The sequence below is a fragment of the Alishewanella sp. WH16-1 genome, from assembly GCF_001441695.1.
In the GTDB taxonomy this organism is placed as follows: Bacteria; Pseudomonadota; Gammaproteobacteria; order Enterobacterales; family Alteromonadaceae; genus Alishewanella; species Alishewanella agri.
On sequence record NZ_LCWL01000003.1, the window covers coordinates 15,005 to 40,680 of the forward strand.

Genomic DNA, 25,676 nt, shown 5'->3' on the forward strand with positions numbered 1-25,676 from the left:
ATACTGATTAGCAAAACAGACAAAGGTTCAGTTTCCGGTACTGAATTCAGCATAGAACAGGTGGCAGCATGCAGCAGGTAGTGATTAGCGGCTCAGGATTATTTACGCCGCAACATCGCATCAGTAATGAAGAACTGGTGCAAAGTTATAATCAATATGTCGATCAGTTTAACGAAGAACACGCCGCGGCCATTGCCGCCGGTGAGATCGCAGCGCTGGAATACTCCAGTACCGAGTTTATTGAAAAAGCCTCCGGCATTAAGGCCCGTCATGTGTTGTATAAAGACGGTATTTTAGATCCAAAGATTATGCATCCGGTATTTCGCAAGCGCGGTGAGGATGAGTTACCAGAGATGGTTGAAATGGCTGTGCAGGCCGCGACTCAAGCCTTAGCGCAAGCCAACAAAACCGCTGCTGATGTTGATTTAATTATTTGTGCTGCATCTAATATGCAGCGCCCTTATCCGGCGTTATCAGTGGAGCTGCAGCAGGCGTTAGGTGCCGGCGGCTATGCCTTTGATATGAATGTGGCCTGTTCTTCCGCCACTTTCGCGATCAGTAATGCCGTTAATGCCATCCGTGGCGGGACCGCGAAAGTGGTGCTGGTGGTCAATCCGGAATTTGCCTCACCCCAGGTGGATTATCGCAGTCGCGATAGCCATTTTATTTTCGGTGATGTTTGTACCGCGACCATTATTGAAGCGGAAAACAGCTGCAGCAGTCAGCAGGCGTTTCGTATTTTGGGGATGCGCCTGAAAACCACGTTTTCGAATAATATCCGCTGTGATATCGGTTACACCGAGCATTGTTTTACCGAGCAGGATCCGAAAGCGCCGTTTTTCAAACAACAGGGCCGTAAAGTTTTCAAAGAGTTATTACCTATTGTGGCTGACGTGATTCAGGATGAGATGGCAGCCCAGAACCTGGCGCCGGACGATCTAAAACGCTTATGGCTGCATCAGGCCAATATCAATATGAATATCTTTGCGGCGAAGAAAATTCTTGGCCGCGATCCCTTACCAGAAGAGGCGCCTTTGGTGCTGGATACCTATGCTAACACGGCGTCGGCCGGCTCCATTATCGCCTTCCATAAGTACCAGCAAGGTCTGGTAAGTGGTGATAAAGCGATACTGTGCTCGTTCGGCGCGGGTTATTCGGTCGGGTGTGTGGTACTGGAAAAGTGCTGAGTTATATCGGGTTAGATAAATGAAAGGGGCTTTGCCCCTTTGCTCAGAGTCGGATCACCGAGTTCTCATCGTACGATACCCGGGAGGGTAGATAAGCATCGGCGTCTTCGTCATTAAGCCAGGTGCCGCCATCGACCAGGTAGCGGAACTGATATTCGCTGTTTACCGGCAAGGTGACAGTAGCGCTAAACTCGCCGCTTTTACTTTTCTTCATCGGCAAGGCTGCCGGATCCCAATCGTTAAACTCCCCCAATAAAGCAACCTGTGTCGCGGCTGGTAGCCTGTCGGCAGTCAGTTTAAAGGTCACTTTGCAAGCGGGCTTGGTCTTTAAATACTGCTTACTTATGCTCATAGCTAGCTCCTGTTGCTTTGCATACCGAAAACTGTATTCGGTACCGGTTTAAGCTACCTTAAAGTTTCGGCTTTGCCAATGCGCAAAAAAGCAGCATAGGTATGCAGTCGCTAAAAAAGAACTTTGTAACAAAATATTTTAGTTGTGCCGAATCGCGTATTAGCTGGCTTAGCGTGACCGGCGCTGTATTAGTGCGCCAAAGCAAGCTGTCACAGGCTTTGCTACGTATCTTGGGTTAAGTTGCGCTCAAGCGCAGCGCCAGAGTGGTTTCAGTATTACACTTTGACTTGATACAAAGATTAACATTCCGCCTGCTGCAGCTCGCTGCTAAGCGGGTAAAATGGTTGCCAGTAGAAGAAAAATCACATTGCAGGATACAAAACGCATGGCCTCAAAATTTATTAAAGTCGGCTTACCGGTCATTATTATCATCAGCTCGGTGTTATTAGCAGCGGGGCTGGGCGCCCTGCGCAAGCCACCGGCCAAAGTCGCTGAGCAGCGCTTACCCTTACTGGTCAATACGGCTGAGCTGCAACCGCAGGATCTGACTTACCGCATAGCCTCACAGGGCACTGTCACACCCAAGTTAGAAACGACGCTGATTTCCGAGGTCAATGGTCGCATTCTGGCAGTGTCTGACAACTTTGTTGCCGGTGGTTTTTTCAAAAAGGGTGATTTGTTGGTGCAGGTTGAGCCGGCCGATTATCTGACGGCCGTTAAGGCTGCTGAAGCCGCACTGGCAGGTGCCAAAGCGCAGCTGGAAGAAGAGCGGGCCCGTGCCCGGGTGGCAGAGACCGAATGGCGCTCCTTTACTGAAGGTAAGGCGCCGGCATTAGGTTTACGTCAGCCACAATTGGCCAGTGCGCTGGCCAATGTGCAATCAAAAGAAGCTGAGTTAGAGCGCGCACAGCGTGATTTAGCCCGCACAGAAATTCGCGCGCCCTACGATGGCATGGTGCGCAGTCGTATGGCTAATCTGGGGCAGTTTATCAGCCGCGGCAGCCAGCTAGGAGCCATCCTGGGCACTGAAGTCGCAGAAGTACGCTTACCACTGACGGATACTGATTTTGGCTTTTTACCACAGCAACTGGGTTCAGTTTCAGACATCCCCGTCACCCTGAGCGCCGTGGTTGCGGGGCAGCCACAACAATGGCAAGCCAGCATTGTTCGGACTGAAGGCGTGTTAGACGAGCGTAGCCGGGTGATCTACGCGGTGGCCGAAGTGCGCGATCCCTATCAATTAGCCGGCAGTCAGCCACCACTGCAATTTGGCCGTTTTGTGCAGGCAGAAATTACCGGGGTTGCCGCATCTCAGGTTACTAAGGTACCACGGCATTTATTACGTCCCGGTAATCAATTGCTGGTAGTCGATGCTGACAATCTGCTGCAATTCCGTGCTGTCGAGCTTAATCGTGCCGATGCCAACTTTGCTTATGTCGGTAGCGGTACGGTGGCGAGTGATCGGTTGGTGGTATCACCGGTAACGAATCCGCTGGCCGGCACCACGGTGCGGGTAGCAGGTGATGCGCCTGCCGAAGCAGCAGAAACCGCTATCGCCGCTAAAGCCACTGAGCCGCAACAGCTGAACGAGGCGAACTAAGATGGATACCAATAAGGGAATTATTGCCTGGTTTGCCCGCAATAGCGTGGCAGCCAATCTGCTGATGATCATTTTGTTACTGGCCGGCCTGGGGGCAGTACTCACTATTAAAAAACAAGCTTTTCCGGAAATTCAGCTGGAGCAGGTGAATATCCGGGTGCCTTACCTGGGGGCGGCACCACAAGAAGTTGAAAGTGGTGTGATTGATAAAATTGAAGAGAGCATCCGCGGTGTTAACGGTATTAAACGGATCCGTTCCACCGCGGTGGAAGGCTTGGGTACCGTAGTCGCGGAAATCGCCTCGGGTTACGATATCCAGGAAGTGATGGAGGAGATTAAAACCCAGGTTAACTCCATCTCCACCTTGCCGGAGCAAACTGAACGCCCCGTTGTTTATCGCATTCGCTTCCAGAGTAATGTGCTCTGGTTATCGTTGTTTGGTGATGCTACTGAGCAAACGCTGAAAGAGCTGGCGAAGCAAATACGTGATGAAATTAAAAAACAACCCGGCGTCAGTAAGGTCGATGTCGTCGCTGCCCGTAACTATGAAGTGGCAGTGGAAATCCCGGAGCATAGGTTACGTGAGTACGGTTTAACCTTTGAGCAAGTGGTCAGCGCCATCCGCGGCAGTTCAGTAGACTTACCCGGCGGCTCGATACGCTCAGAGAGCGGCAATATCCTGCTGCGTACTAAAGGCCAGGCCTACTACCAGAACGATTTTGATAACATCGTGTTGGTAAAAAATGCTGATGGTACCCGCTTGCTGCTAAGTGATATCGCCACGGTAACCGACGGCTTTATCGAGCGGGTACGACTGGCCACCTTTAACGGTCAGAACAGCGTATCGATTCGCATTGACGCCGTAGGTGAAGACGATACCTTACGCATTGCCGAAACGGTGAAGCAGTATGTTGAGAAAAAACGCACTGAGCTGCCACCTTCGGTGTCGCTCGACTATTGGGGCGACTCCAGTTATTACCTGCAAGGCCGCCTGGATCTGATGACCGACAACCTGTTAATGGGGGTGTTACTCGTCCTGATTGCCTTAACGCTGTTTCTGGAGTTTCGCATTGCATTCTGGGTTATGGTGGGGATCCCGGTCTGTTTTCTCGGTGCCCTGGCCATGTTGCCACTGCCGTTTTTTGATGTCTCTATCAATATGATTAGCTTGTTCGGCTTTATCCTGGTACTGGGGATAGTGGTCGACGATGCGATTATCATCGGTGAAAGTGCCTACAGCGAAATTGAAAAGCGCGGTAAATCTACCGATGCGGTCATTGCCGGCGCGAAAAAAGTTGCGATGCCGGCCACCTTCGGTGTGTTAACCACTATTGCCGCCTTTGTACCGATGCTGATGGTCGGCGGCGCGCAATCGGCGATCTGGGGTTCGATTGCCTGGGTAGTGGTGTTGTGTCTGACGTTCTCCATTATCGAATCCAAATTTATCCTACCAGCGCACATTGCCAATATGGATACCAAACCCTGGGATCCGGATAAGGGCGGGATCTACGCGCTCGGTCGTTTTGGTAGTAACACCCTGAAAAAAATTCGTGGCGCAGTATCGCGCGGTCTGAACAACTTTATTGAACAGCGCTATCGGCCACTGATTGAAAAATGTATTGAGTTCCGTTATGTCACCATGGCTGCGTTCTTTGCCATGTTGATCCTGATGTTTGGCGTGATGTCGGCTGGCTTTGTGCGCTGGGTGTTCTTCCCGGATGTGCCGAACGACTTTATGCAGGCGACGGTGCAGATGGAAGAGGGCGCCTCGAACGAAGCAACGGTGCTGGCAATTAAGGAAATTGAGGCGGCACTGATGCGGGTCGACCAGCAGTTGTTGAGCGAGGGCGAGGATATGGTGGTAAAACACCGCCTGGTGTTCCTGAACAGCGATACCGCCGGTCAAATCGTGGTGGAACTGGATAAGAGCGAAGGCCGCGAGGTGGATAGTTTTGAGATCGGCCGGCGCTGGCGTGAACAGATCCCGGAAATTCCCGGTCTGAAAGCCTTTAAACTCAGTAACTCTGGTTTTGGCGGTGGGGCAGATATTGCGCTGCAACTCAGAGGCACCAACCTGGATAATCTGCAAAAAGCCACGGCAGAGCTAAAGCTGGCATTAGCCGCCTATGAAGGTGTATTTGATATCGAAGATAACCTGCTCGGTGGTAATGACGAGATTGTGTTGGCGTTAAAACCCGAGGCCGATCTGATGGGCATTACGCTGGCTGATTTGGCACGGCAGGTTCGCTACGGTTTTTATGGCGCTGAAGCGCAGCGTATTCAGCGTAACGGCGAAGAAATCAAAGTGATGGTGCGTTATCCGCGGGAAGAACGCCGCTCTATTGGTGATTTGGAGAATATGCGGATCCGCACGGCTAATGGTAGCGAAGTGCCATTCTCACAAATTGCTACCTACACCTTGCAACCGAGCTTTAGTGCCATTAACAGGGTTAACGGCGAGCGCGCGGTCACTATAACTGCCGCGGCAGACAAAGCCCGGATTGAACCAGGCAAAGTCGTAGCAGAAGTGCGCCGCACCGTGATAAAAGAGCTGGAGCAGAAATATCCTGGTGTCACCGGTGAGCTGGATGGTGCCAGTCAGGATGAAATGGACGCCCAGCGTGACTTAATGAAAGCCGCTGTGTTTGCGCTATTTTGTATCTATGCGTTAATGGCGGTGCCATTAAAATCCTATGCTCAGCCGCTGATTATAATGAGCGTGATTCCTTTTGGCCTGATTGGTGCGGTGATTGGCCATATGGTGCTGGGCTTGTCAATGAGCATTATGTCGGTGTTTGGCTTAGTGGCTCTGGCCGGGGTGGTGGTAAACGACAGTCTGATTATGGTGGACTTTGTTAACCGGGCCCGAGCCGAAGGCGTGGCGATCAAGCAAGCTGTGGTTCAGGCCGGTACCCAGCGGTTTCGGGCAATTTTACTGACGTCATTAACGACCTTCGTCGGTTTGGCACCTATTGTGCTGGAGCGTAGTTTGCAGGCAAAAATCGTGATCCCGATGGCGGTATCGCTGGCATTCGGTATCTTGTTTGCAACCGTGATTACCCTGGTGCTGATCCCGGCGCTGTATGTGATGTTGGAAGACGTGAAGAAGTTTATGCCCCGCGCCATCCAGAGTTTTAGCTTTGTGCTGAAAAATTATTTACAGTACAAAGGCCGTGATAATCAGGCACGGTTTTGGACCTTTTGGACCCTGAAAGTGCTGGTATTGTTTGGTCTGGTAATGGTGTTTACTGCTTTACCCTGGGCAAGCTGGTTGGGTTACTCCTGGTTGAGCGTATTAAAGTTTGTGCCGCTGGCTTATGCGATTGCTATCAGTATTCCGACGATCGCTGCCATGAGTCGTCGTTTACATGATGCGAACTTATCTGGCTGGTGGTTGCTGCTGTTAGCGATCCCGCTGCTGGGTTATCTGATAGTGTTATGCCTGGCGATGTTGCCGACGAGTAGTAAAGCAGAGCGTTTTGGCGTAGCCGATGAGTTTGCGCTGAAACCAACGCTGCCAACAAGCGATAGCCCCGGAGCGGAGATGGCGGAACTAAATCCGATCAACGTAAAATAATGACCTTGTTACAACTGCTGACAGCGGCAATGCCGCTGTTCAGCGTTTTTATCCTACTGGTATTATTGCGCCTGCCGGCCCGGCAGGCGATGCCATTGAGTTTACTGTTATCTGCGCTATTAGCTCTGCTGGTATGGCAGGTACCGCTATTACACTTAACGGCCGCCACCCTGGAAGGCCTGGTGATCGCTGCCACTATTCTGTGGATTATCTTCGGCGCTTTGGTGCTGTTAAAGGTCTTGCTGTTATCCGGCGCCATGGAGGTAATTAAACAAGGCTTTGCCCGGCTTTCTGCCGACAAAAGAGTCCAGCTGTTGATTATCGGTTGGCTCTTTGTTGGCTTTCTGGAGGGGGCGGCCGGTTTTGGTACCCCGGCGGCGATCGTGGCGCCCTTATTAGTGGCGCTGGGCTTTACTCCGCTCTCGGCTGTAGTGCTGGCACTGGTCGCGGATTCGGCGGCAGTGTCCTTTGGTGCCGTTGGAACGCCGGTGCTGGTCGGGTTGGCACAGGGTGTACCTGGGATCAGCGCGGCAGAGCTGCAACAAACGGCACTGCTGGCAATCAGTATTGATCTCTTTGTCGCCAGTTTTTTACCTCTGCTGATGGTACTGCTGTACAGCCGTTATTTCAGCGCTCAAGCCAACTGGCGTTATGGCTTGGCTGCGACGCCCTTTGCCTTACTCGCCGGCTTTGCCTTTACCCTACCGGCCTGGCTGGTCACCTGGTTGCTTGGTCCGGAGTTTCCCTCTGTACTGGGTGCCTTATTGGGGCTGGCGCTAACGGCAACGGCTGCAAGGCGGGGCTGGTTAGTGCCAAAGCCTGTGGCAGCTGAAAACACTCTGCCAGCTACAGAACACAAGCCTGAGATTACCGCGCAAAGCGCCCAGATCCCGCTTTGGCAAGCCTGGTTGCCCTATGCGTTGGTTGCTGCATTACTGGTGTTAACCCGGATACCGGAGCTACCTTTCAAAGCTGCGTTACGGGGACTAAATTGGCAATGGCAGCAGATTTTAGGCTCTGAGCTTAGTGTTAGCGTGGCGCCGCTATATTTACCTGGTAGCGTCTTTCTGCTGACGGCCTTGCTGGCACTTTGGCTATTTCGCTGCAAGTTTAAGGTGCTGCGTCAGGCGCTGAGCCAAAGCAGCCAGATGTTATTACCGTCCTGTATTGCGCTCGGTGCGGCGGTGCCGATGGTACGGATTTTTCTGCATTCTGAGGTTAACAGCGCCGGTTTACCGGCAATGCCGCTGGCGCTGGCTGAATTGGCGGCGGCACACCTGGCAGACTATTGGCTGGGTTTTGCCGCCATTGTTGGCGCCTTGGGGTCCTTTATTGCCGGCTCCGCCACCTTCTCTAATCTGATGTTTGGCAGTTTTCAGCAGCAGATGGCACTGCAGGCGGAACTGCCGCAGTCTCTGGTGCTGGCACTGCAAATGCTCGGTGCCAATGCCGGTAATATGATTTGTGTGGTCAATGTGGTAGCGGCGGCCAGCGTAGTGAATTTACATGGCCGCGAGGGCGAGATTATCCGCTACACCCTGTGGCCGATGCTGTTTTACTGCAGTGCGGCGGCACTGGTGGCTTACTGGTTTTTCAGCTAAGCTGAAAGAAAAAAGAGTTCCTTATGAAAATTATCTTTCGTGCCAACGATATATTGGAAGCTCATATTATTGCCGGTATGTTAAACAGCCAGGGCGTTGAGACCTATGTCGGCGGTCACTATCTGCAAGGTGCGGTAGGGGATTTGGCAGCACTGGGTTTTGCCAATGTGTTTGTCGCCGATGAGCAGGCAGAGCAAGCGGAGCAACTACTGCAGGATTATCAGCAAGCGGAACTGGTTGATTTTCCGCTTACTGATGAAGATGGTCTGGCACCGGCCGGCTAGCCGGTACCCATAATGCTGCAGCACATTAACACTCGATAATATTTACCGCCAGACCACCGCGTGAGGTTTCTTTGTACTTGGTCTGCATATCCTTACCGGTATCCCACATGGTTTTAATCACCTTATCCAGCGATACTTTGTGATCGCCACTGCCACGCAGCGCCAGTCGTGAGGCGTTAATGGCTTTAATTGAACCCATGGCATTGCGTTCAATACAAGGCACCTGCACTAAACCGCCAACCGGATCACAGGTTAGCCCCAGGTTATGCTCCATGCCAATCTCGGCCGCGTTCTCAACATGCTGCGGGCTACCACCAAGAATTTCGGTAAGTGCCGCTGCGGCCATTGAGCAGGCTACGCCAACCTCGCCCTGACAACCGACTTCGGCGCCGGAGATAGAGGCATTTTTCTTATACAAAATACCAATGGCGGCCGCGGTTAACAGATAGCGGCTGGCGATTTCCGGACTGACCGGCTGAATAAATTTGTCGTAGTACATTAATACCGCCGGAATAATACCGGCAGCACCGTTAGTCGGCGCAGTAACGACCCGGCCGCCAGCGGCGTTTTCTTCGTTTACGGCCAGCGCAAACAGATTGACCCAGTCCATTACCTGCAGTGGATCGGCACTTTTCTCCGCCATCAGCTTTTTATGTAAGGCCGGGGCGCGGCGTTTTACTTTTAAGCCGCCGGGTAAAATGCCCTCGGTGCGAATACCGCGCTCAATACAGGCGCGCATGGTCAGCCAGATATTATTCAGCTCACTTTCAATTTGCGCACTGCTGCGCAGCACTCTTTCGTTTTCATGCATCAAACCCGAAATCGACAGGCCATGCTCTTTACAGAGCGCCAATAACTCTGCGCCGGATTCAAATGGGTAGGGTGGTGGGTTAGCGGCGGCAAACTGACTGGCCGCTTCTTTTTCTTTGGCAAAATCTTCGGCTTTCACGATAAAACCGCCACCAATGGAGAAGTAGACTTCGCTTAGCAGTACGTTTTTCTCGCTGTCATAAGCAATCAGCTCCATGCCATTGGAATGCTCTTTCAGCGTTTTCCGGCGGTGGAACACAATGGCGCCATCACGCGGGAAATTCACCGCGTGTTGCTGCGCCAATTGTAACTTTTGGCTGTCATGCACCTGGCGTAGAATGCCTTCTACCGCATCCGGGTCGACACTTTCCGGCAAGTAGCCGGACAAGCCCAGAATCACCGCCTTGCCAGTGCCGTGACCAATACCGGTTTGGCCCAGCGAGCCGAATAATTCCACTTTTACGCTATCACAACGGCTTAACAGTTGCTGTTGTTGCAACTGCTCCGTAAATTTCTTTGCCGCACGCATCGGGCCCACCGTGTGGGAACTGGAGGGGCCAATACCAATACTAAACATATCAAATGCACTGATTATCATAATTATTATACTTTTCTATTGTTCGCTGCTCTGCCAAGCGCTGAAAGCTTTGCTTGGCAAAGACAGTGTAGGGTTAACACCATTCTTAATGGCGCCATTGTAGCGGATAGCCAGCATAACTGTAAGCGCTGCACAGGTCTGTTCAGTACCAGTGGTAGCGGGCTTAACGGCCAGAAATGGCGGTGCAGGCGTAACGTTTTGTATACAGTTCGCGTTACGAGACGTGCGTGACTAGCTGTTGAATAATGGCCGCCGTGGCACCCCAAATCAGTTTATCCTGATAGGGCATAAAATGGATCTGTCGTGACTTACCGTGCAGTGGCACCGTCAGTTGTAAACGGTGTTGTGGCGGTAGAAAAAAACTTAAGGGTACTTCAAATACTTCACTGACCTCCTCGCTGGACAGCTGGTAATTCTGACCGGCGTGCATTAAGCCCAGGTAGGGCTGAATTTGAAAACCGGTCAGCGTATTGTGCGCGCGTAAAGCACCGAGCAAGCGGATATGCACCGCGCTAATGCCAATTTCTTCTGCGGTTTCGCGCAGCGCTGCATCAGCAGCGCTCTCGCCGGGTTCCAGCATGCCGCCTGGAAAGCTGATTTGCCCGGGATGATGCGCCAAGGTGAGGGCACGGCGGGTAAACAAGATGTTCAACTTATCAGCAGAATAGACCAGTGGCACCAGTACCGCGCTTTGCCTGAGGCCTGCCACAGGCAGCGGGCTCTGCTGTGGTAGTGGTCTGAGGATAAAGTGGCTGACAAGTTGCTGTAGCTGCATCGGCGCTCCGCTGTCTAATCTGGCTGCATGGCGCTTAACACCGGCAGGATTTTCGCCACCTTATCCAGCGTTTCCTGATACTCGCTGTCCACCTTTGAATCCGCCACCAGACCACCGCCGGCCCAGCAATGAATTTGTCCCTGTTCACATACCAGAGTACGGATCGCGATATTGGTATCCATCTGACCGGTGCTACTGATATAGCCAATAGCGCCGCAGTAGACACTGCGCCGGTGCGGCTCTAATTGTTCAATTAACTGCATGGCACTGATTTTCGGGGCGCCGGTAATCGAGCCACCGGGAAAGGCTGCCCGCAGCAAATCACAGGCGCTATTCGGAGGCGCCAGAGTGCCGGTAACAGTACTAACCAGATGATGCACGGCCGGAAAGCTTTCAATGGCAAATAATTCCGGCACCTCAACCGAGCCCGGCTGACACACTTTACCCAGATCGTTACGTAGCAGGTCGACAATCATCACATTTTCAGCGCGATCTTTAGTGGAACTGCGCAGGGTATCGGCTTCAATCTGGTCAGTTTCGGCACAAAAACCGCGAGGCCGGGTGCCTTTAATCGGTTTGGTCTCAATCTGGCCGTCTTTTAGCAGTAAAAATCGCTCCGGCGAGATACTGAGCACTGCCGCTGCCGGAAGCCGGATAAAGGCCGAAAACGGCGCGGTATTTTTCTGGCGCAGCTGCAGGTAGGCCAGCCATTCGTCGCCCTGATAAGCTGCGCTAAAACGTTGCGCCAGATTAATCTGGTAACAGTTACCGCTTTTTAGCTCTTCCTGCACCCGGGCAAATTTCTGCTGATATTCTTGCGGTGTCATATTGGCTTGCCAGTCGCTTTGCAGGCTAAAGCACTGTTGCTGGGGGGGCTCCGGGTGTAATTTTTGCTGCAGCTGATGCCAGTGGCGCTCGGCATCTTGCCGGTAATCGGTGTACCAAAGCTGCTTCTGCTGCTGATCATAAATCAGCGCCCAGTGATATAAACCCAGCGCCATATCGGGTAGTGCTAAATCGGCGCTGGCCTCTGACGGTAAGCGCTCCAGATAACGGCCCAAATCATAGCTAAAATAACCCAGGGCTCCGCCAACGAAAGGTAAATCACTGTGGCGCTGCTCGGGGAAGTAACGCTTTAGCGCACAGTCTAATACCTTAAAGGGATCAGCTGTGTAATGATGGCTGCCGTGCTCATCGGTCAGAATAGTGACACCGGCCTGACAGTGCAGGGTCGCTACCGGTTCAGCTACCATAATTTGATAGCGGCTGTTCGGGTGACTGGCGTCTGCCGAGTCAAGCAACATTGACCAGGGCTGGCTGGCAAAATGAGCAAACAACTCCAGCAGAGAAAATTCAGGTTCAGATTTGGCGTCGTATATCAGATACTGCTGCATGATTTGGACTAGCCGCTGTTGGGGATGCGCGTTATCATACCAGCACCTACACTAATAGTTAAATGTCTCGCCGCTTGGGCGACAGAGGAAGGGCAAGCATGACGGTTATTCGCCAACAAGATTTTATTGACAGCATCGAAGATGCGCTGCAGTACATTTCCTATTATCACCCGCTGGATTTTATTCAGGCACTGGAAGTGGCTTATCACAAAGAGCAAAACCAGGCCGCAAAAGATGCCATTGCCCAAATTCTGATTAACTCGCGGATGTCAGCAGAGGGCCATCGTCCAATCTGTCAGGATACCGGTATTGTTACCTGCTTCGTTAAGATTGGCATGGATGTGAAATGGGATAAAACGGATCTGACGGTGCAGCAAATGGTGGATGAAGGCACCCGCCGTGCTTATATGAACCCGGATAACCCGCTGCGGGCCTCTATTGTTGCCGATCCGGCTGGCTTACGCAAAAACACCAAGGATAATACGCCAGCGGTAGTGCATATTGATCTGGTGCCTGGCCATCATGTTGAGGTGATGATTGCCGCCAAAGGCGGTGGCTCAGAAAATAAAACCAAGATGGCAATGTTGAATCCGTCCGATTCGATTGTCGATTGGGTGCTGGAAACCTTGCCAAAAATGGGTGCGGGCTGGTGTCCGCCGGGCATGCTCGGCATCGGTATTGGCGGTACAGCGGAAAAAGCCGCGGTGCTGGCGAAAGAATCGCTGATGGAGCCGGTGGATATTCAGGAGCTGCTGGCCAGAGGGCCGCAAAACGCGGAAGAAAAACTGCGGTTAGAGTTATATGAGAAAGTCAATAAACTGGGTATTGGCGCCCAGGGCTTGGGTGGCTTAACCACGGTGGTCGATGTCAAAATCAAATCGGTACCGACTCATGCCGCCTCGTTGCCGGTGGTGATGATCCCGAACTGTGCCGCCACCCGCCATGTGCATTTCCATTTAGATGGTTCTGGCCCGGCCGATATTACGCCACCAAAACTGGAAGACTGGCCGCAGGTGACCTGGGAGCTAGGTAGCAATGTGCGCCGGGTCAATCTGGATACCGTAACGCCAGAGGATGTACAAAGCTGGCAAGCCGGTGAAACTGTGCTGTTAAGCGGTAAGATGTTAACCGGCCGTGATGCGGCGCACAAACGCATTGCTGATATGCTGAATAAAGGCGAAGGTTTACCGCAGGGCGTGGATCTGAAAAATAAATTTATCTATTACGTTGGCCCGGTTGATGCCGTTCGTGATGAAGTAGTAGGCCCGGCCGGCCCGACAACCGCGACCCGGATGGATAAGTTTACCGATATGATGTTGTCGCAAACTGGTCTGCTGGGCATGATTGGTAAATCCGAGCGCGGTGATCAAACGGTTGAGAGTATCAAACAGCATAAAGCTGTTTATCTGATGGCCGTGGGCGGCGCCGCTTATCTGGTGTCGAAAGCCATTAAGAAAGCCCGGGTTGTGGCCTTTGCCGATCTGGGGATGGAAGCGATCTATGAGTTTGAAGTCGAAGATATGCCGGTAACCGTAGCGGTGGACAGCAACGGTAATAACGTGCATAAGCAGGGCCCGGCGATCTGGAAAGCCAATATTGCTGAGCTGGATGCCAAACTGAAAGCCTGATTCTAACAAGGCCGCAGCGATGACTGCGGCTTTTTACTAACTGGGGGAACCATGAAACATTTGAGTTTAGTGGCGTTAGCACTTTTCAGTGCTGGTGCGCTGGCCAAGGGACCACTGACGGTCGAACATCTGAATCAACATAATAAAGTTGGTAATCTGGCCTTGTCGCCGGATGGCCGCGCGCTGGTTTACAGTCAGACAAACGGCGGCTTTGCGCCGGCTGATACCAGCCATGATTTATATTTAATGACCTTGGGTGATGAGCGTCAGGTGCGGCGGTTAACCGAGAACAGTAGCCGCGAAAGCGCGGTGCAGTGGCATCCGGATGGCAAGAGTATTTTCTTTTTAGCCAACCGCACTGGCAGCCCCCAGCTGTGGCAACTGGCACTGGACGGGGGCGAAGCCCGGCAGGTGACCCGGCTACCTTTACCAATTAACGGCTTTAAACTGGCTAGCGATGGCAAAACCCTGGCGCTGAGTTTAACGGTGAAACCCGGTTGTCAGACGCTGCAATGTACGCTGGATGCTAAAGCCAAAGAAGCTGAGCGCAAAGATACGGCGCTGGCCTATGACCAGTTGATGGTACGGCACTGGGATCACTGGCTGGATCAGTATCGTGAACATCTGCACGTAGCGGTGCTGGGTGATGCCCCTGTTACCGATGCGAAAAACCTGATGGCTGATTGGAATACCAATATCGCTGGTATCAGTGAAGTGGCCTTTACGCCGGATAATCAACAGCTGGTATTCAGTGCCAAGATCCCGGCGAACGATCAAGCCTGGCACACTAACTTCGATTTGTTTCAGGTATCGATTAATGGTGGTGAGAAGGTCAATCTGACGGCCGATAATCCGGCCTGGGATGCCAAGCCGAAGTTCTCGAATGATGGCCGTTTTCTGGCCTATCTGGCGATGAAAAAGCCGGGTGCTGAGGCCGATCGCTTTGGCCTGATGTTGCTGGATCTGATTACCGGCGAGAAAAAAGAAGTGGCGCCAAACTGGGACCGTTCGATTTCTGATTTCTACTTTGGGCTGGATAACCGCACTATCTACGCCACCACCCAGGATCTTGGTCAGTACAGTATCTATGCCATTAACACCAGCTTTGGCGATCAGATTAAGTTATACGGCGATGGCTATGCCGGAAACCTGCAGGTTGGCGCCGATAAACTGGTGTTTACCAATCACCGGCTGAATATGCCGGCCGAGATTTTCCAGACTAATGCGGATGGCTCGCAGCCGCAGCAATTAACTCAGGTAAATGCCAAATGGGCCGAAGGCATTCAGTTTGGTGACTTTGAGCAATTCAGCTTTAAAGGCGCTGAAGATGCCACCGTCTATGGTTATCTGGTAAAACCCTGGAACTTTGAGCCAAACAAAAAATACCCGATGGCGTTTTTAGTGCATGGCGGCCCGCAGGGTAGCTTTGGCAATATGTTTAACGAGCGTTGGAATGCCCAGCTGTATGCTGCCAAAGGCTATGCCGTGGTGATGGTCGATTTCCATGGCTCTACCGGCTATGGTCAGGCCTTTACCGACTCGATTAGCCGTGACTGGGGTGGCAAGCCGCTGGTTGATTTACAAAAAGGCTTTGCGCATGTGGTGCAAGCTTATCCGTGGATTGACGGCAACCGTGCCTGTGCGCTCGGCGCCTCTTATGGCGGCTTTATGATGAACTGGATTGCTGGTAACTGGCCGGATGGCTTTAAGTGTCTGGTCAATCATGCCGGTTTATATGATATGCCAAGCTTCTACGGCAGCACCGAAGAGCTTTGGTTCCCGGAGTTTGACTTAGGTGGCCCGGCCTGGAATCCGGAGTCGGATTATCAGAAGTTTAATCCGGCGGCGCATGCCGATAAATGGCAAACGCCGATGCTGGTGATCCATGGGCTGAAAGACTATCGGGTACCTTATGTGCAAGGCTTAGGCGCCTTTACCAACTTGCAGCGCAAGGGTATTGACTCGCGCCTGGTCATTTTCCCGGATGAGAATCACTGGATCCTGAAGCCGGATAACCGGGTGCGCTGGTATAACGAAGTGTTCCAGTGGCTGGACAAATATACCCGTTAAGCCACTATTAAAAGTAGCAAACCCCGCTCTGCGTTAGCGGGGTTTTTAATACTCCGCAAAGGGCTTTTCATTGCGTGACAACTGACGTTTCGGCGTCGCAACGCCGAAGCGTAACCTGAGTCGCTCGGCAAAGCCCTCGCGCTCCAGCTGATATAACATCGCGGTTAATTCCGGGATTAACGCCTGGTGGCTTTGATGTAACAGATGATAATCCGGCAGGCTTTGTAAGCGTTGTTCAGCAATCGGAAAACCGGTGCTGGCGTCTAACTGATAGGCTGCGAAGACCACGCCATCAACCTTACCGGTTAAAAACAAATTCTTCGTGGCCTCCAAACTGCCGGTGCTGATCACCTGACGCGACGCCGGTAAGGTCCGCAAAATCTCTTCCACCACCATGGCACCGCGGACATAGGCCAGACTTTGCACTTGCTGTAACTGACAGCCGGCGCAGCGCTGCTGATTGACATATAAAAAGACATCGGTATCAAACAGCACATAGGGCACCGGCAGCAGCGCCGGATAGCGTTCCGTTACTCGGAGAACCCGCGCCAGCTCGCCAGCCAGCTCACCTTTATTTGATTCAAGCAGGCTACGACCAAAAGGAACCTCGATAAACTCTACCCTGATACCTAAGCGATGATACGCTTCACTCAGCAGCGCCTGACTATACAACGAGGCTGGGGACCCCAGCGCTTGTCTGAATTGCAAAGGGGATTCCTGCCAGCGTTGGGGTTGCGGGTAAGTGGTGACACTGAGTAAGGAGAGTAATACCAACAGCCATTTCATCCTGAATTCTAGTATCCTTATTGGGGCGCAACCAGGTGCGCCGTTAACTGAATAAGTCTGTCGTCGGCAGGCCGGTTCCGGGTTGATTATCCGCGGCCACCACGCAGCAGGCGATGCCAGTCTGCCAACGCCAGCAATAACAGCCGCACATTTTCCTGGATTTTGTCATCAATCAGATCACCGTCATGATCAAAGGCACCACTAAAAGCGTTAGCGAATACCTCAGGCTTATTTAACGGGTGTAAGTCCAGATACACGCAGACTTGCCGCAGGTGATATTGGGCGCGCGAACTACCCATACCGCCGGCGGACCCCATGATGGCAACGGCTTTACCGCGTAGCAAATAATTATCCGGCTCTCTGGATGCCCAATCCAAGGCATTTTTTAAGGCGGGTGCTAAGGAGTAATTATACTCAGGACAGGCCAGCAGTAGCGCATCAGCCGCGGCAAATTCCTGTAGCAAGGTGTCGACGGCAGCGGGTTTAGCCGCTAAGTCGGCATTATAAAACGGTACATCCAATAAATCTGCAACATGAATTTTCATACCTGCTGGTGCATGTGCCTGCGCATAGCGCACTAAACCACGGTTAGTTGATTTGGCGCGCAAGCTACCGCATAGCGCTAACACTCTGATTGTCATAAGCGGCTCCTCGATAACGGACAATTTTAGCTTAGCCGAAGCTGAACTTTTTGCCGCATTTTATTAACAGCCTAAACTGGTTGTTATCGCCCCGAGCTGTTAGAATGCGACCTGCTCTGGTGAGCAAGATGCTTGAAAAGGGAATCAGGTGTAAAACCTGAACTGTACCCGCAACTGTGAAACGCGCTGCAGCTAATACCACTGTATCAGTCTTGATTACGGGAAGGTGGTTGTGGGTTATCGCGTTAAGTCAGGAGACCTGCCAGACACTGAACGCTCTTTTGCGAAAGAGTGAAAACGCCCGTGCGGGAAGACACGGTAGCGCCTGTTACTCTGCCAGTCGGTGGAGGCTTGGCTGCTGCCATTAATATTGCATCTGGACAGCAGCGTGAGCGCAATTTTTACCCTTGATCAGGTTAGTCTCAGTTACCCGTCGTCCAGCCATGGTGCGGCGAGCCTGGTGCTGCAGGGTATCAGCTGTAGTCTGCCTGCCGGGGAATTAATTGGCATTATCGGTCCTAACGGCGCGGGTAAAAGCTCCTTGTTGTCGCTGTTAAGTGGTTGTCCGGCGCCCAGTCACGGCAAAGTGCAGTTCGCGGGTAAGCCACTGCACAGCTATCCACCGCGGCAACTCGCACAGCAATTAGCCTTCTTACCGCAACATAATCCGCCCTTACCCGGACTCAGCTGCTATCAGGTGGCGGCCATGGGGCTGCTGCCGCACAAGCACTGGTTTGAAGCAGATAATGATCATGACAAACAGCAAGTAGAACTGGCGCTGCAACACACCGGTTTGTTGGCTAAACAACAACAACGCTCGGATACGCTGTCGGGTGGCGAGTGGCAGCGGTTGACACTGGCGCGGGCTTTGGTGCAGCAAGCCAGAGTGTTACTGCTGGACGAGCCGACCAACCATCTGGATGTCAAATACCAACATCAGTTATTACAGTTGTTGTTGAGCCTCAACAAAACCGTGATCTGTGCGCTGCATGATCTCAACCTAGCTGCCCGTTACTGCCATAAACTGCTGCTGTTGCAGCAAGGGCAACTGAAAGCCTTCGGCAGTGTGGAGCAGGTGTTGCAACCGGTGCTGCTAAGTGAAGTGTTTGAATTGCCAGTCGAGGTCAGTCGCCATCCACAGTATGGCTGGTGGCAGGTCAACTTTATCAGTCCACAGGTGGCAAAGTGAGTCGCTGGGCGGGCCAATATCCATTGGCACTGGCTGTGCTGGCAAGCTTGCTGCTGGGTAGTGTGCTCGTCAGCTTGTTACTGGGTAGTGCTGACTTAAGCTGGCCTGTACTCTTTGCTGCATTGCAGCTTAATGGTGAACAGCCGCTGGCTGAAACCATTATCTGGCAATTACGTTTGCCGCGGATTTTGACTGCCTTGTTGGTCGGGGCCGGGTTGGCAGTGAGCGGTGCCGTGTTACAAAATGCCAGCCGTAATCCCTTGGCGGATCCCTACTTATTTGGTTTGATGGCCGGTGCCGCGCTCGGTGCAACTATTGTCAGTATTGTGCTGCCTGAGCAGCAACTGAGTATGGCGCTGGGGGCTTTTGCCGGTGCCATCTTGGCCATTGCTTTAGTTTTAGCCGTCGCGTTTGGGCAGGGCCGGCAACGGATTGAAGTCACGTTGCTGGCCGGTGTTGCCGTGTCCTTTATGCTCAGTGCCATTAGCAGTTTTATTTTGTATTTTGCCGAGCCCTTTGCTGCCAATAAGGTGATTTTTTGGCTAATGGGCAGTTTAAGCCGCAGTAGCTGGCAAAGCCTGACGTTGATTGCCCCGCCGGTGATGGCGCTCTTGCTGCTGGCCGTGGCATTACGCCGGCAGCTGGATGCCTTGTTACTGTCGGATACCAGCGCCCGCAGTTTGGGGATCCGGCCGCAGCGTCTGCGTCTGCTATTGCTGATTAGCACCGCTCTGGTTAGCGCCGTGATCGTGTCACAGTGCGGTGGTATTGCCTTTGTAGGCTTATTGGTACCCCATATGGTGCGGGCGTTATTTGGGGTGACCGCGTTGCCGCTGCTGCTCGGTTCAGCGTTACTCGGTGCCTGTTTTATGCTGTGGGTGGATAATCTGGCGCGAAGTGTGCTGGCGCAACAGGAAATTCCGCTGGGGGTTATCACCTCTGTCATTGGCAGTATCTTTTTCTTAATGTTGCTGCGGCGACGGCTTTAAGTGCTACGGCAATGGGTTTAACAGAGGATGGAGTCATGTCCGAACAATTAAAACAACAGCAACATCAGGCCAGACAACAACGCTTAAAAGCGCAGGTTGATGCGGCTGTCGCGAGAGCCACCATTGAAAAAGGCCTGATTCTGGTGTTAACCGGGAATGGCAAAGGCAAGTCGACCGCAGGTTTTGGTACCGTCGCCCGGGCCGTCGGTCATGGTTTAACCGCGGCGGTGGTGCAATTTATTAAAGGGAGCTGGGATTGCGGTGAGCGTAATTTGCTGCAGCAACATGGGGTTGAATTTGCGGTGATGGCCACCGGCTTTACCTGGGATACCCAGGACCGGGCCGCAGATATGGCTGCTGCCGAGCGCGCCTGGCTGGAGGCAGAACGTTTTTTGGCCGATGACAGTATCGATTTGGTGTTGTTAGACGAACTCACCTATATGCTGACCTTCCATTATTTGCCATTAGAGCGCATTGAGCAGGCGCTATTACAGCGGCCCGCGAAACAGCACGTTGTGATCACCGGGCGGGCTTGTCACCGACGGTTAATTGAACTGGCCGACACGGTAAGCGAAGTGCAGGTGGTTAAGCATGCGTTTGACAATGGCGTCAAAGCGCAGCGCGGCCTGGATTGGTAAGATGCGAAAGCTGATTATTGTCGCCCTGGTATTGCTGAGTGCTTGCGCCGCCGCAGCCACACCTCAGCGAGTAATCACCCTGACCCCGCATCTGACGGAGTGGGTATTTTTACTCGGTGCCGGCGATCGTTTGGTGGCGGTCAGTGATTACTCCGATTACCCGGAAGATGCACAACATCTGCCATCCTTTAATACGTTCGGGGCACTGAATGTTGAAGCGATCCTGGCGCTGCAGCCCGACTTGGTGTTAGCCTGGCGCGGGGGCAACCCGGAAGCAGATTTGCAACGCTTGCAGCAGTTTGGCATTACGATTTTCTATTCTGAGCCGGTGTTACTGGACGATATTGCCAGCGAGTTACAGCAGTTAGCGGTGGTATTGGGTGTACCAGAGCAGGGCGCACAACAGGCCAGGCTGTTCCGGCAGCGTTATCAGCAATTACAGCAAATCTATCAGCAGGCACCACCGCTAGCGGCGTTCTTTGCTATGGGCACAGAGCCGTTGTTAACGGTGGCCAATCATGCCTGGCCAGCACAGGTGATGCAGCTTTGCGCGGCCGCTAACATCTTTGCAGATGCGAAAACTGATTATCCACAGGTGGCATTAGAACAAGTACTGGCTCGGCAACCGACGGTAATTATTCAGGCCAGCCGCGATGCGGTGGCGCCGTCATCGGCTTTCTGGCAGCGTTATCAGAGCCTGCCAGCCGTGCGGCAGCAGGCCTTTATTACCCTGGATGCCAATCAATTATATCGGGCGACACCACGGATCCTGGACGCCGCCGAGCAGTTATGCCGTCAGCTACAAGCCTATCGCGAGCGGGGTTAATGTAGTAAGTCGTCCTCAGCATTAGCGACTTGGCGACACTCGGTAATATTATTTCTTTTACGGCAAATTTCTTGCGGTTTGTCCGGCTTGGCGCCGACGACTTTTTTGATGCCGGACACAACGGTCGCATCCACTGCCATGCCGAGTTCCGTCAAGATCATTGGATTACTCTCTCGTTGTAATGGTTTTGCCGGATCGACAGTCTGGTTTTGATGCTCACCTAACTGGCTATCAGCCAACATTCCGATTGCAGTACAGCCGCCAAGCGGCAATAGTAGCGCGCTAAGCATGAAGACGCGGATTAACATGGGCATAGCTACACTTTCCTTGTTCGTTCTAGAGTAACTCTAGCTGATAATTCCCACTGGCAAAAGCGCTGGCCAGCTCATGTGAGCGTTGCAGTACTTCCTGCCAATAGGCAATGCGCTGCGCATCCGGTAGTTTAAAGTCTTTGCGATCCGGAATTTTGCCATACGACAAACTGCGAACCCAGCTGTCGCTTGGGCACAAAATAATCACATTATGCAGTAGTTCGGGTTTTACCCGGCGCCAGGGTAGGGCTTTATCAAACCAGCCAGGTGTCAGGTTGGGATAGAAATGTGGATATAATACCAGGCCGTCTTCACTAAAGCGTTGATTAAAATGATAATCGGTAATGCCGCCATCAAAATAGCGACCGGGTTTAGCATCGCAGATATTTTCAATAGGCTCTAAAACCATTGGAATGGATCCGCTGGCTAAAATGGCTGCCCGCAGATTATCACTGGTCAGGGCGACATGTTCTGTCGGCAGCTCGGCACTGTGCATAAAGGGCGCACAGGCACCCGGGGCATAAAAGTGTACCCGTTGATAAAAAAACTGGAGTAAGGAACGATGCAGCAGGTTGGCGGTGGCCGTTAGCCCCAGCGCCGCGCCTTGCAACAGACTATTACTGACTTTGGTTAAACCGCGGGCGCGATCAACAATCAGATGCAGTTTCATCACCGGATTTGTCAGTACTTCGGCACAGTGTTGTGCGGTAGGTAACACCTGATCAATCACCGTATGTGAAATGCGGGTGACTAAGCTTACGTCAGCCCCTGCCGGATAACAGATTTCAGAATAAGCTTTGGCAAAGCGAGCTGACGCTGCCACCGCATCTTGCTGCGCATAACAACTAAAGCGCCAGGCACCGGCGGAGCTGCCGAGTAAATGTAAAGGTTTACTGCGGCCCGCAAAAAATTGCCCCAATAAATATTGATCCAGGCCGTACAGGCAAAACCATTTCGGGCCGCCGCTGGCGCCCACCATGACTTCGATATCGTCAGCTTTTAATCCTGATTGCTGGATTTTACGCCAGGCGGTTGCACCGGCGAGCACCCTCAGTGGTGACTGCACTGCCTCTCCTTAATTCGTCAACACGGCCAGGCACCTTACTAATTACCGAATAAGGTCTGGTGCATCCGCTCGGCATAATCATCGGTCATACCGGAAATATAATCACAGATCACTCTTAGCTGGGCAGTACAGTCTGCTGCAGCTTGCCAGCGGGCCTGAGTATTTAACGGCAGCAGGCGCTGTGGATCTGAATGAAAGGCATCAAACAGCTTTAATAACATATTCTGGCAACGAAAACGTGACTGTTGAATTTCCGGTAACTGAATGACACAGCGGTAAACCAGATTTTTCAGCGTCTGCAGAATATGCTGCTCATCGTCAGCCAGCCTGGCATTGTAGCGGATCAATGGCTCCTGACAAGCCGGTAAACTCTGATACAGACTAACCGAGGTAATCAGTTGATTAACCAGGGAGCCGATAGCATCTTTACGCAAATGGTGTTTTGGACTGAACAGTTTGCTACCCAGCTGGCTTAGCTGTTGTTGCAAAGCGGGATCAAGCTGGCTAAAGGGTTCAGCGGTGAAGTCCAGCCACTGCTGATAACGGAGATTCCCCAGCACAATGGCATCTTCCAGATCGTGCACACCATAGGCAATATCATCCGCCAGCTCCATAATGGACGCATCCAGCGCCTTATAGCGGGATTTTTGCCAGGGTGATTTTGGCAGCAATTCTAACTGTTGAAAGTGTTGCCGATCCTGATCACTTAAGGGGGCCAGTACCCAATCCAGAATATCGCTGTCGGCGGCAAAGATGGCTTTGGCTGGTTTCCATGCTGAGAGATTAAGCTGGTTGTTGATCTCAGGTAGCGCCGGAATCAGCGGCTGCAGTACCGGGTATTTTAACAAGCCGAGCAAGGTGCGGCGCGTCAGATCCATACCGTGGTGTTCAGTATAAGGCTCAAGCTTGGCGACGATGCGTAACGTCTGGCCGTTGCCCTCAAAGCCGCCGGCGCCGAGCATTTTAAAATTGAGCGCGGTTTCGCCGCCATGACCGAAAGGCGGATGGCCAAGATCATGTGCCAAACATAGCGCTTCCATCAGGCTGTCATCCGGCAGTAAGGCCCGTAATTCCGGCGTGCTGTTAAGCCGCAGCTGATTAACTAAACCGGTGCCGATCTGCGCCGCCTCTAACGAATGGGTGAGCCGGGTGCGATAGAAGTCATTCTGGCCAATGCCGAGGATCTGTGTTTTCGATTGCAGGCGGCGAAAAGCCGCTGAGTGTAATACCCGCGCCCGGTCGCGTTGCCAGGGGCTACGGTGATCTTTGGGCCGGTTATCCGGAATGGCGGAGCGTCTTGCTTCCCAGATCGCAGTCATCTTCTTCACCCAACTATGCATTATTCAATGACTTATCATAAAGTAAAGCGCCAACAGAAGCGATGCTGGACAGCGGGTATTTTATACTGTATAAATAACCAGTCTAATCGCTAAGGAGTCGAAAATGGCTGTTATTACCAAATATGTCGTGGAACGCAGTGGAGTCGAGAAAATGACCTTTACCAGTAAAGCAGAAGCAGATGCCTACGATAAAATGCTGGATACTGCCGATGCGCTGCAAGTATTACTGAGCCATGCCAATATCCTGACAGAGGAAAACCAGGCCGAAGCACTGGCATTATATCTGGCACAGCAAAAAGACGAGCTATTGGTTGCACTTGGGGTGAAAAAGGCAGCCAAAGTGGTAGATAAATCAACCAGCGAGGCCGCAGAGCCGGCGGCAGCTAAAGCGAAAAAACTGCAAGCCGTGGTCGCGGAACAGGTGGCTTAACAGCTGAGCAGCAACGCTGTTGCTGTCGTCGCCTTGCCCTTTGTGTCAGCTAAGGTTGAGGCTGATCTAAGCTTGCTTAGTCGGCCGCACGGCTGCGCAGTGCCAGCACTTTTTGTTGCCAGTAGCGCTGCAAGTCGGCTTTGACTTCCGGCAATAATAAGTACAGTGCCAGAATATTCGGGATCGCCATGAGGAAAATCATCGAATCAATAAAGTCGAATACTGCCATAATGCTGGGTACCGCGCCCATCGACACCATGCCGCAGAACAATATTTTGTAAAGCGTGGTCAGCTTAGGGTGGGTGCCGACAATATAGCGCCAGCCGGTTAAACCATAGTAAGACCAGCTGAGCACGGTAGAAAAGCCGAACAGCAGCAAAGCCACCATCAGTACCAGCGGGAACCAGTCAAACACTGAAGCAAAGGCGCTGGAGGTAATCTGTACACCATCCAGGCCCTGCATTTGGTAAGCGCCGGTCAGAATAATCACCAGCGCGGTAATAGTGCAGATCACCACCGTATCGATAAAGGGTTCCAGCAAACCAACAAAGCCCTGTGATACCGGGTCCTTGGTTTTTGCCGCGGCATGGGCGATGGGCGAGGAGCCAATACCAGCCTCATTCGAGTATGCCGCCCGGCGAAAGCCCTGAATTAACACCCCGATAAAGCCGCCATAGGCCGCATCAGGTGCAAAGGCACTTTGTATAATCAGCCATAATGCCGCCGGCACTGCAGTAAGGTGGCTGCCAATCACCACCAGCGCGGCCAGCAAGTATATCGCGCACATCAAGGGCACCAGCTTACTGGTAACATTGGCAATACTCTTAATGCCGCCAATGATGACGGCGCCGATTAACGCCGCATAGATCACACCGAATAACCAGGCATTATCAAAGCCCGTGACGCTTTGTACCTGCACAAACCCCTGATTGACATGCACAAAACCGGCTGAGCCGAAAATAACCGCGACCGAGAAGAACAGCGCCAGTGCGGTACCGAGTTTCGGTAGCTGATACTTATCCAGCGCGGCCTTGATATAGTACATCGGGCCACCGGAGACAGTACCATCAGCATTCACCTGGCGGTATTTTACCGCCAGCGTACATTCGACAAATTTGGTCGACATGCCAAGCAAACCGGCCATAATCATCCAGAAGGTGGCGCCAGGCCCGCCCAGGCTAATGGCGACCGCGACCCCGGCAATATTACCGGTACCAACAGTACCGGACAGTGCGGTAGTTAACGCCTTATAGGGCGAGATTTCTCCGCTGCTGCCGGGCTCTGGTTTAGCAAACAGCCGCCGAATAGCATAGCCGAAACCTCTGATATTGATAAAACCCAGATAGCAGGTAAAGATGATAGCGCCACTGATCAACCAAATCATTACCAGCGGAATATCAACGCCATTAAACGAAAAGGCATAAAACACCACTGAGGCAAGTTGGTTGGTAAAGGCTTCAAAACTGGCCTGAAATGAAAATTCAGCAGACATATTGCTATCCGGATGGCTGTAATCTGGCAGAGCATACCTGCTCAGACCAGAACTGACAACCATTGCTCAGTTGGACAGCGATGATTTGCGAT

The 25,676-nt window shown here is 52.5% G+C and carries 22 protein-coding genes and 1 riboswitch; of the genes, 12 read left to right on the top strand and 10 right to left on the bottom strand.

Going from position 1 to position 25,676, the window contains the following annotated elements; all coding sequences use genetic code 11:
• The first annotated feature begins 68 nt into the window (after positions 1-68).
• Positions 69-1,187, top strand: coding sequence for a beta-ketoacyl-ACP synthase III (locus tag AAY72_RS00695; RefSeq protein ID WP_057785180.1), 1,119 nt, complete (start codon positions 69-71; stop codon positions 1,185-1,187).
• A 43-nt stretch (positions 1,188-1,230) separates the two neighbouring features.
• On the opposite strand, the gene AAY72_RS00700 is transcribed toward AAY72_RS00695, so the two are convergent.
• Entirely contained in the window at positions 1,231-1,539 is a 309-nt protein-coding gene (locus AAY72_RS00700; protein WP_008949411.1) for an isoamylase early set domain-containing protein, read from the bottom strand.
• Positions 1,540-1,924: 385 nt separating this feature from the next.
• Here AAY72_RS00700 and AAY72_RS00705 point away from each other — a divergent pair, with 385 nt between their 5' ends.
• Genes AAY72_RS00705 through AAY72_RS00720 form a run of 4 tightly spaced genes read left to right on the top strand, consistent with a single transcriptional unit; the run spans position 1,925 to position 8,601 of the window.
• Positions 1,925-3,139, top strand: coding sequence for an efflux RND transporter periplasmic adaptor subunit (locus tag AAY72_RS00705; protein ID WP_057785181.1), 1,215 nt, complete (start codon positions 1,925-1,927; stop codon positions 3,137-3,139).
• A gap of 1 nt (position 3,140) precedes the next feature.
• Positions 3,141-6,716: an efflux RND transporter permease subunit gene (locus tag AAY72_RS00710; protein WP_057785182.1), complete on the top strand. Its 3,576-nt coding sequence runs from the start codon at positions 3,141-3,143 to the stop codon at positions 6,714-6,716.
• Complete coding sequence (locus AAY72_RS00715) at positions 6,716-8,317, top strand: L-lactate permease (protein ID WP_057785183.1); 1,602 nt, start codon at positions 6,716-6,718, stop codon at positions 8,315-8,317. The genes AAY72_RS00710 and AAY72_RS00715 overlap by 1 nt, the downstream gene beginning before the upstream one ends.
• 23 nt (positions 8,318-8,340) lie before the next feature.
• Positions 8,341-8,601 carry a DUF2007 domain-containing protein gene (locus AAY72_RS00720; protein ID WP_057785184.1) on the top strand — a complete coding sequence of 87 codons (261 nt, stop codon included), beginning with the start codon at positions 8,341-8,343 and terminating at the stop codon, positions 8,599-8,601.
• A gap of 25 nt (positions 8,602-8,626) precedes the next feature.
• On the opposite strand, the gene AAY72_RS00725 is transcribed toward AAY72_RS00720, so the two are convergent.
• The 3 genes from AAY72_RS00725 to pabB form a co-directional block, all read right to left on the bottom strand.
• The gene (locus AAY72_RS00725) at positions 8,627-10,006 is read right to left on the bottom strand and encodes an L-serine ammonia-lyase (RefSeq protein WP_040291230.1); all 1,380 of its coding nucleotides are present in this window, start codon (positions 10,004-10,006) and stop codon (positions 8,627-8,629) included.
• Positions 10,007-10,223: 217 nt separating this feature from the next.
• A complete protein-coding gene (locus AAY72_RS00730) occupies positions 10,224-10,784 on the bottom strand; it encodes a CoA pyrophosphatase (protein ID WP_057785185.1) in 561 nt (186 codons plus the stop codon).
• Between the two features lie 14 nt (positions 10,785-10,798).
• On the bottom strand, positions 10,799-12,178 hold the full coding sequence (pabB, locus tag AAY72_RS00735) for an aminodeoxychorismate synthase component I (RefSeq protein ID WP_057785186.1): 1,380 nt from the start codon (positions 12,176-12,178) through the stop codon (positions 10,799-10,801).
• Positions 12,179-12,276: 98 nt separating this feature from the next.
• Between pabB and AAY72_RS00740 the strand changes: the two genes are divergently transcribed.
• Together AAY72_RS00740 and AAY72_RS00745 are read left to right on the top strand one after the other, a co-directional pair.
• Positions 12,277-13,806: a fumarate hydratase gene (locus AAY72_RS00740; protein WP_057785187.1), complete on the top strand. Its 1,530-nt coding sequence runs from the start codon at positions 12,277-12,279 to the stop codon at positions 13,804-13,806.
• Positions 13,807-13,857: 51 nt separating this feature from the next.
• The gene (locus tag AAY72_RS00745; RefSeq protein WP_057785188.1) at positions 13,858-15,876 is read left to right on the top strand and encodes a S9 family peptidase; all 2,019 of its coding nucleotides are present in this window, start codon (positions 13,858-13,860) and stop codon (positions 15,874-15,876) included.
• Between the two features lie 45 nt (positions 15,877-15,921).
• Here AAY72_RS00745 and AAY72_RS00750 read toward each other — a convergent pair whose 3' ends face one another.
• Together AAY72_RS00750 and AAY72_RS00755 are read right to left on the bottom strand one after the other, a co-directional pair.
• A complete protein-coding gene (locus tag AAY72_RS00750; protein WP_057785189.1) occupies positions 15,922-16,662 on the bottom strand; it encodes a hypothetical protein in 741 nt (246 codons plus the stop codon).
• 86 nt (positions 16,663-16,748) lie between these two features.
• Positions 16,749-17,303 carry an NADPH-dependent FMN reductase gene (locus AAY72_RS00755; protein ID WP_057785190.1) on the bottom strand — a complete coding sequence of 185 codons (555 nt, stop codon included), beginning with the start codon at positions 17,301-17,303 and terminating at the stop codon, positions 16,749-16,751.
• Positions 17,304-17,403: 100 nt separating this feature from the next.
• Positions 17,404-17,585, top strand: a riboswitch (cobalamin riboswitch).
• Between the two features lie 106 nt (positions 17,586-17,691).
• On the opposite strand from AAY72_RS00755, the gene AAY72_RS00760 reads away from it, so the two are divergent.
• The 4 genes from AAY72_RS00760 to btuF are packed head-to-tail and all read left to right on the top strand — an operon-like array spanning position 17,692 to position 20,945.
• Positions 17,692-18,492: an ABC transporter ATP-binding protein gene (locus AAY72_RS00760; RefSeq protein ID WP_057785214.1), complete on the top strand. Its 801-nt coding sequence runs from the start codon at positions 17,692-17,694 to the stop codon at positions 18,490-18,492.
• Positions 18,489-19,481, top strand: a complete 993-nt coding sequence (locus AAY72_RS00765) for an iron ABC transporter permease (RefSeq protein ID WP_057785191.1) — start codon at positions 18,489-18,491, stop codon at positions 19,479-19,481. Before AAY72_RS00760 ends, AAY72_RS00765 begins: the two co-directional genes overlap by 4 nt.
• A 35-nt stretch (positions 19,482-19,516) precedes the next feature.
• A complete protein-coding gene (gene cobO, locus AAY72_RS00770; protein WP_057785192.1) occupies positions 19,517-20,119 on the top strand; it encodes a cob(I)yrinic acid a,c-diamide adenosyltransferase in 603 nt (200 codons plus the stop codon).
• The gene (gene btuF, locus AAY72_RS00775; protein ID WP_231728865.1) at positions 20,073-20,945 is read left to right on the top strand and encodes a vitamin B12 ABC transporter substrate-binding protein BtuF; all 873 of its coding nucleotides are present in this window, start codon (positions 20,073-20,075) and stop codon (positions 20,943-20,945) included. The genes cobO and btuF overlap by 47 nt, the downstream gene beginning before the upstream one ends.
• Here btuF and AAY72_RS00780 read toward each other — a convergent pair.
• Genes AAY72_RS00780 through AAY72_RS00790 form a run of 3 tightly spaced genes read right to left on the bottom strand, consistent with a single transcriptional unit; the run spans position 20,942 to position 23,641 of the window.
• A complete protein-coding gene (locus AAY72_RS00780; RefSeq protein ID WP_008983267.1) occupies positions 20,942-21,259 on the bottom strand; it encodes a hypothetical protein in 318 nt (105 codons plus the stop codon). The two genes, btuF and AAY72_RS00780, sit on opposite strands and share 4 nt — an antisense overlap.
• Positions 21,260-21,281: 22 nt before the next feature.
• Positions 21,282-22,322 (bottom strand): hypothetical protein, encoded by a 1,041-nt coding sequence (locus AAY72_RS00785; protein ID WP_057785194.1) that lies wholly within the window; start codon positions 22,320-22,322, stop codon positions 21,282-21,284.
• A 38-nt stretch (positions 22,323-22,360) separates the two neighbouring features.
• On the bottom strand, positions 22,361-23,641 hold the full coding sequence (locus tag AAY72_RS00790) for an anti-phage deoxyguanosine triphosphatase (protein WP_057785195.1): 1,281 nt from the start codon (positions 23,639-23,641) through the stop codon (positions 22,361-22,363).
• A gap of 124 nt (positions 23,642-23,765) precedes the next feature.
• On the opposite strand from AAY72_RS00790, the gene AAY72_RS00795 reads away from it, so the two are divergent.
• Entirely contained in the window at positions 23,766-24,092 is a 327-nt protein-coding gene (locus AAY72_RS00795; RefSeq protein ID WP_008983270.1) for a YebG family protein, read from the top strand.
• Positions 24,093-24,168: 76 nt separating this feature from the next.
• Here AAY72_RS00795 and AAY72_RS00800 read toward each other — a convergent pair whose 3' ends face one another.
• Positions 24,169-25,584, bottom strand: a complete 1,416-nt coding sequence (locus AAY72_RS00800) for a sodium:alanine symporter family protein (protein ID WP_057785196.1) — start codon at positions 25,582-25,584, stop codon at positions 24,169-24,171.
• Positions 25,585-25,676 lie beyond the last annotated feature (92 nt).